The organism is uncultured Faecalicoccus sp. (genome assembly GCF_944327125.1).
GTDB lineage: Bacteria > Bacillota_I > Bacilli_A > Erysipelotrichales > Erysipelotrichaceae > Faecalicoccus.
This window is the reverse complement of the sequence record NZ_CALVGO010000068.1, coordinates 1-6,151: the sequence shown is the minus strand read 5'-3', so window position 1 is coordinate 6,151 and position 6,151 is coordinate 1. Positions and strand designations below refer to the sequence as shown.

Annotated in this window: 7 protein-coding genes; 3 read left to right on the top strand and 4 right to left on the bottom strand. The window is 44.1% G+C overall.

Translation table 11 applies throughout. The features are described from left to right. On the bottom strand, positions 1-1,991 hold a 1,991-nt coding region (gene uvrA / locus Q0K03_RS06925; RefSeq protein ID WP_297238980.1), incomplete at its 3' end, for an excinuclease ABC subunit UvrA. Between the two features lie 223 nt (positions 1,992-2,214). Here uvrA and Q0K03_RS06920 point away from each other — a divergent pair. The 3 genes from Q0K03_RS06920 to Q0K03_RS06910 are packed head-to-tail and all read left to right on the top strand — an operon-like array spanning position 2,215 to position 3,561. Continuing rightward, positions 2,215-2,658 carry an ATP:cob(I)alamin adenosyltransferase gene (locus Q0K03_RS06920; RefSeq protein ID WP_297238979.1) on the top strand — a complete coding sequence of 148 codons (444 nt, stop codon included), beginning with the start codon at positions 2,215-2,217 and terminating at the stop codon, positions 2,656-2,658. Continuing rightward, entirely contained in the window at positions 2,648-3,151 is a 504-nt protein-coding gene (locus tag Q0K03_RS06915) for a cytochrome B (protein ID WP_297238978.1), read from the top strand. Before Q0K03_RS06920 ends, Q0K03_RS06915 begins: the two co-directional genes overlap by 11 nt. After that, on the top strand, positions 3,148-3,561 hold the full coding sequence (locus Q0K03_RS06910) for a hypothetical protein (RefSeq protein WP_297238977.1): 414 nt from the start codon (positions 3,148-3,150) through the stop codon (positions 3,559-3,561). Before Q0K03_RS06915 ends, Q0K03_RS06910 begins: the two co-directional genes overlap by 4 nt. A 39-nt stretch (positions 3,562-3,600) precedes the next feature. On the opposite strand, the gene Q0K03_RS06905 is transcribed toward Q0K03_RS06910, so the two are convergent. The 3 genes from Q0K03_RS06905 to rhuM form a co-directional block, all read right to left on the bottom strand. Next, a complete protein-coding gene (locus Q0K03_RS06905; protein WP_296242697.1) occupies positions 3,601-4,431 on the bottom strand; it encodes a DUF3737 family protein in 831 nt (276 codons plus the stop codon). Between the two features lie 56 nt (positions 4,432-4,487). Continuing rightward, positions 4,488-4,964 carry a flavodoxin gene (locus Q0K03_RS06900; RefSeq protein ID WP_296242698.1) on the bottom strand — a complete coding sequence of 159 codons (477 nt, stop codon included), beginning with the start codon at positions 4,962-4,964 and terminating at the stop codon, positions 4,488-4,490. 63 nt (positions 4,965-5,027) lie between these two features. Further along, on the bottom strand, positions 5,028-5,960 hold the full coding sequence (gene rhuM / locus Q0K03_RS06895; RefSeq protein ID WP_297238976.1) for a RhuM family protein: 933 nt from the start codon (positions 5,958-5,960) through the stop codon (positions 5,028-5,030). Between the last annotated feature and the right edge of the window lie 191 nt (positions 5,961-6,151).

Genomic DNA, 6,151 nt, shown 5'->3' with positions numbered 1-6,151 from the left:
CGCAAACGTCCCAGGGCATTCTGTACACCGTGGGTCAAAACTTCCGTCACCAGCGAAGACTTTCCGGAACCGGACACGCCGGTCACTACGGTAAAGGTTCCCAGCTTAAAGTCAACCGTGACATTTTTTAAATTGTTTTGACTCGCTTTTACAATGCGCAGTTTCTTGCCGTTTCCTTTGCGGCGCTTTTGCGGTACCTCGATTTTTTTACGGCCGCTCAAATAAGCCCCGGTAATCGAATCCGGATTTTCCATGATCTGTTCGGGGGTTCCGGTGGCGACGATCTCGCCCCCATGGATCCCGGCTCCCGGTCCCACATCGACAATATAATCGCTGGCTCGCATCGTATCTTCGTCGTGTTCGACAACGATCAATGTATTGCCAAGATCACGCATATCTTTTAGCGCCGAGATCAAACGATCATTGTCTCTTTGATGCAGCCCAATGCTCGGTTCATCCAAGACATACATGACCCCGGTCAGTTTGGAACCAATCTGCGTTGCCAGACGGATCCGCTGCGCTTCTCCTCCCGAAAGGGTCGAAGCCAAACGATCCAAGGTCAAATAATTCAAGCCGACATGATTCAAGAATTCCAAACGGTTTTTGATTTCCTTGACGATCAAATGCGCAATTTTTTCCTGCATCGGCGTCAGCGAAAGCTCATTCATAAAGACCAGCGCTTCTTTGATTGACATCTGCGTCCATTCATAGATGTTCTTTTGTCCCACCCGTACACTCAAAGCTTGTTCATTCAAACGCGCTCCATGACAGGTTGGACAAGGAGCATCGGCGATAAAGCTTCCGTACCAGTCTCTGGACATCGCCGAAGAAGTCTCCATGTAGCGTCTTTCGATCATCGGAGCTACTCCTTCGATGACCTCAACTTTGGCCTGATGGATCCCGCCTCGGGAATGAAGCTGATAAGCAATCGGAACATCCGATCCGTATAAAATATAATGAAGCTGTTGTTTGGGCAGATCTTTGATCGGCGTATCCATATCGATTTGATAATAATCAATCAGTGCCTTCATTCTCTGCCATTCCAAATTTTCGGTATTGACGATATTTTTATAATAGCGAATGCCACCCTGGGCAATCGACAACGACGGATCCGGGATCAAGAGATGCAGATCGACTTTCTGTGTGATTCCCAATCCCTTACATGTAGGGCATGCCCCAAAAGGCGCATTGAAACTGAAAAGTTTTGGTTCCAGCTTGGGAACGCTGAATCCGCAGACCTTACAGGCATAATTGCTGGAGAAGAGGATCTCTTCTTCCTTGGTCAAAAGAATGGCCAAGCCATCGGATAACTTCAAGGCCGTTTCCAAAGAATCGTGAAACCGAGACCGGTCCTGTCCTTTGACGATGCGGTCCACGACAACATCGATACTGTGCTTTTTATTTTTCTCCAAAGGTTCTACATCTTCCAAGTAGACGATCTGTCCATCCAGGCGGATGCGGACATACCCTTCTTTGGTCAGTTTCTCTAAGAGCTCTTTATGCGTTCCTTTCTTGCCTGAGATCACCGGAGAAAGGATCGTACACCGGGTCCCGTCTTCCAATTCCATGATCCGATCGATCATTTCCTTGATCGTAGAACCGGTGATCGGTTCATGATGATGCGGACAATACGGAACCCCGATTCGCGCATACAACAAGCGCAAATAGTCATAGATCTCCGTGACCGTACCGACCGTACTGCGCGGATTGTTGCTGGTGGTCTTTTGATCGATCGCAATAGCGGGCGAAAGCCCTTCGATCTGATCGACGTCCGGTTTTTCACTGTTTCCTAAAAATTGGCGCGCATAAGCCGACAACGATTCCATATAACGGCGCTGTCCTTCGGCATAAATGGTATCGAAGGCAAGGCTGGTCTTTCCGCTTCCGGAAACTCCGGTCATAATGACCAGTTTGTTTCTGGGAATCTCTAAATCTATATTTTTCAGGTTGTTCTCGCGAGCTCCCTGAATCGATATCTTATCTCGTTCCATTTTTGATCACCTGCTCCGTTATTATACCATAGGACCAGGACGCAAACACCCTTTGCGCTCGAAAAGATCATTGAATCGATTCGTTCTTCTTTTGATGTTTTTGGGAAATTTTCAAACCGATCCTATATTCTTTGATTCCTTTTTTTGATAGAATGAAATCCTATCCAAAAAGGAGGCGGTCAACATTTCAGAAGCTTACCCTTTTTTAAAAGAGGACGGATCATTGTGTGATTATGAAATTGAAACGGATCTGCTGGCCAGCCAGATCGGAGAAGCAATCCATGTGATCCGGCACATTCATAAAGAAGACTTGCTCCTTCTTTGTGAACAAGTCTATCACGCCAACGGATCCATACGAGGACATTTGGCCATCACGCCGCAAGATCTGGAAAAACTGAAAACGATAGAAGAGCACTATGCGATCCCCTGCCGTCAATTTGTACTGCCGCAAGGATCCATAGGTGCCTGCAAGCTGCATGTTTTACGATCACAAACCAAAAAGGTGATTCGTCATATGCATCGCATCCAAAAAGAAAGAAACGCCCCCGGGATCTTATGGGATTACTTCAATCGTCTATCCAATTTATTCTTCATGATGGCCCTTTACGAAAATCAAGCCGAAGCAATCGAGGAGATCCCTTTCTTATCGAGGTCTTATGACAGTTAAAGAACTTTGTGTCACAGCCATCATCGGTGCCATTGAATTTGTGGTCTTCACTTCATTTTCTTTCATTCTTTATTTGGAATGCATCACCTTTACCGTGTTGATCTTTTCGGTCGTTTTCCCCAGAAAGATCGCCGTTTCAGGAGCGACGGTTTTTGGTCTTCTCAATATTGTGCTGATCCAGGGAATCACGCCTTGGTCCCTTTGTTACTTGGGAATCTATCCTGTTTACAGCTGGATCTTCTCCACCTGGAAACAGTCTTTGACCAAAAAGCTTTGGATCCTGGCCTTTGTCTGTGCCTTTTTCTCGTTTTTGACAGGCCAGCTTTTACAGCTTCCGTTTCTGTTGTTTTCTAAAACACTGACGATCCTGTATCTGATCCTAGGATTGAAGACTTCTTTGATCCAAGGCGCTTTGTCCGCCATGATTTGTTTGTTTTTATATCACCCGACAAAAAAAGCACTTTGTGCGATAGAAAGGAAACTTGATCTATGAAAAAACTTCTAATGCTTTGTCTGAGCCTTTGCCTGGTTGGCTGCAGTGCGACACAAAAACCTGAATCATCTTCATCGGATGCCGTTACCTTGCATATCACGGTGATCAATGAGGTCGAAGATGAAACGCTTTTTGATGATGATCTGACAGTTGAAAAAGAAGTTTCAACACTTTCTGACTTTTTAGAAGAAGCCGACTCCTTGGAGGTCGTGATGGAAGAGGGAGAATACGGAAAAACCATTCTCTCCATCTGCGGTGTTGCCACAGAAGACTGGAACAAAGGTCCCTGGTGGCTGTTTGAATCCGATACCAACCAAGCCTGTGTAGAAGCGGGCATGTGTCCGGCTGCCAGCGAACTGACCATTGAAGACGGCGATTCCTTCACTTTCACCTACACCGATACTTTCTAAGAAAAACTCAGCCTGACAATTGATCAGACTGAGCTTTTTTCATTCTTGAATAATAACACCCTGTGCTTCAGGATCGTCCATGATGATCTCTTTGACCGAAGGCACCAGGATCTGGCCGGCATAAGGATTCTTGATACTTTCAACTTCCGTAGTGATCACAGCATTTACGATCGAGCGCTCAAATGCCAGATCGGTATCGATCATTTCACATTGGATCAGTTTCAGATCCCTGCAGTAACAAAGCGGCTGGGTCCCGATGATCGTACAGTTTTCCAGCACCAGACCTTCGGAATACCATGCCAAGTATTCGCCTTTTAACACCGAGTTTTTGACCCATACATCTTTGGAGTGCCAGAAGGCATCCTTGGTATCGAATACACAATGATCAAAATAAGCATTGTTCATGTATTGAAAAGAGTATTTCCCTTGGAAATGCACGTTTTCAAAACGAAGGTTTTGCGCCCGCATCATAAAGTATTCACTGACGGCATTTGAATCTTTCATCTGAATATTGCGGGTCATCCAGCCAAATTCCGGCGAATTAATCTCGCAATCTTGGATCACGACATCATCGCATTCTCGCAAAGCTTTGATGCCATGCATCTTGGTGTCCGTGATCTCGATATGATCCGAATACCATAAGGCAGCCCGACAATTCGGGGTCATTTCACAATGCGTGATCTTCAAACCGTGATCGTGCCAAAAGGGGTAGCGAAGATTCAGATACGTATCCTGGACATCAATATTTTCACACTCTTTAAAGGCGCTTTCGCCGTCGGCCGGCCCATCAAACCGACAGTTTTTCACCATCAGATTTCTCGAACCATAACAGGCTCTTTCTTCATCCATTTGTTGATTTTCTATTCTCATTGCTCATCATCCTTCCTAAGAAAAACAAAGCTTGTTATCCAAGCCTTGCTGATGTTTTATAACCACTGTGAAGCCCAAGAAAGTAATCTTTTCTCAGAAACCGAATCGTTGAAGCGCATGCCCATGACGACTTTGGATCCCGGTGCCAGCCTTTGCATGTTCTCCGAGGAATTTCCCATTTCGCTTCCTCCGGAGGTCGCAAATGGAACCACTGTCTTTCCTCCAAAATCATAGCTTTCCATAAATGTATCGATGATCGAAGGTTCGCGATACCACCAAATCGGGAAACCGACAAAGACGACATCGTACTGTTCCATATGTTGTACCGTATTGCGGATTGCCGGACGACATTCAGGATCTTTCATTTCTTGCGTACTTCGACTCAATGTATCATTCCAATCTAGATCAACACTGGAATAAGGTTGAACGGGTTTGATTTCAAACAGGTCCGCCTGGATCGCATAGGCCAATTTGGATGCGACTCTTTCGGTTGTCCCGCTTGCACTAAAATAAGCTACTAGACTCTTTGCCATTGTCATTCCTCCTTACTTAGCTATAGGATAGCACCTAAAGTTAACTTTAAGTCAATAGTTTTTTTATTTTGATAGGAAATTCATCACCAGTTTGACCATGGTTTCTTTTTCTTCAGGCCTTGATTCGGCAATCATCAAAGTGATTGCCACTAGGGCACTATCTGAAATGATCTTCTTGCCGTCAATGATCAAATGATGATTCTTATTCAAAAACTCCAAAAAGATCGTGGCACCAATGCGTTTACAGCCATCGGCAAAAGGATGATCCTTGATAAGGAAATAGAGAAGATTAGCAGCTTTTTCCTCAATACTTGGATAGAGTTCTTGACCAAATACATTTTGATAGACGGCCGCCAAAATACCATTGAGCTTTCCTTCTTCTTTTTCGACACCAAAAACAGCCGACTCAAATTTCATCTTGTCAATCAGTTCTCGGCATTCTTCATAAGTCAGTCGATAAACAGATTTCTTTCCTTTTGGTTTTGATATCGATCCATGATCATAGTCATCAAGCAGCGACAAAGCGTTTTGATACGCTTCAATGACATCCAATAATTCTTTTTCATCAAGTTCATATGCCGTAGCCAGCATCCTTGACTGGATCTCTACTGTCTTATTTAGAATTTCTAATCGCTTCTCATTAACGGCATATCCCTTGATCATGTAGTCTTTTAAGATCGAGGTGGCCCATTTCCTAAAAGCAATACCTCTCTGCGATTTAACTCGATACCCTACAGAAATAATGACATCAAGATTGTAGTACATTGGCGGACGGGATGCTTTACCTAGACTTCTGTCGAAAATTTCGACAGAAGTGTCTCTTTGTAGCTCCCCTTCTTTAAAAATGTTATTAATATGGTAAGCAATAGACGATCTGGCAGTATCAAACAATGAAGACATTTGATCTTGAGTGAGCCATACAGTTTCTTTTTCTGGTGTTACATTTACTTCTAATTCAAGTTCTCCGTTTTTGAACATCACGATGTCGTTTTTCATTTTATCATCTCCTCTTTTCAACGATTAAACATAGTGATCGTACAATATCAGAGAATGCTCGCTCTTGGCGTAAATTCCCCTCCTCTCTTATAGAAAACCACTTCTCGATCGCGAACATTTCCCTGTAGACCTGGCTCTTTATGAGCTCTAATAGTCCTATAATATGTAAATCGCTCTATAATGTTGGTTTC

What these genes read in the sequence shown, in the direction of transcription:
- Q0K03_RS06915 (WP_297238978.1), top strand. Translation starts at nt 2,648, where the DNA reads ATGACAGTTAAAGAACTTTGTGTCACAGCCATCATCGGTGCCATTGAA.
- Q0K03_RS06910 (WP_297238977.1), top strand. Translation starts at nt 3,148, where the DNA reads ATGAAAAAACTTCTAATGCTTTGTCTGAGCCTTTGCCTGGTTGGCTGC.
- Q0K03_RS06905 (WP_296242697.1), bottom strand. Translation starts at nt 4,431, where the DNA reads ATGAGAATAGAAAATCAACAAATGGATGAAGAAAGAGCCTGTTATGGT.
- Q0K03_RS06900 (WP_296242698.1), bottom strand. Translation starts at nt 4,964, where the DNA reads ATGGCAAAGAGTCTAGTAGCTTATTTTAGTGCAAGCGGGACAACCGAA.
- rhuM (WP_297238976.1), bottom strand. Translation starts at nt 5,960, where the DNA reads ATGAAAAACGACATCGTGATGTTCAAAAACGGAGAACTTGAATTAGAA.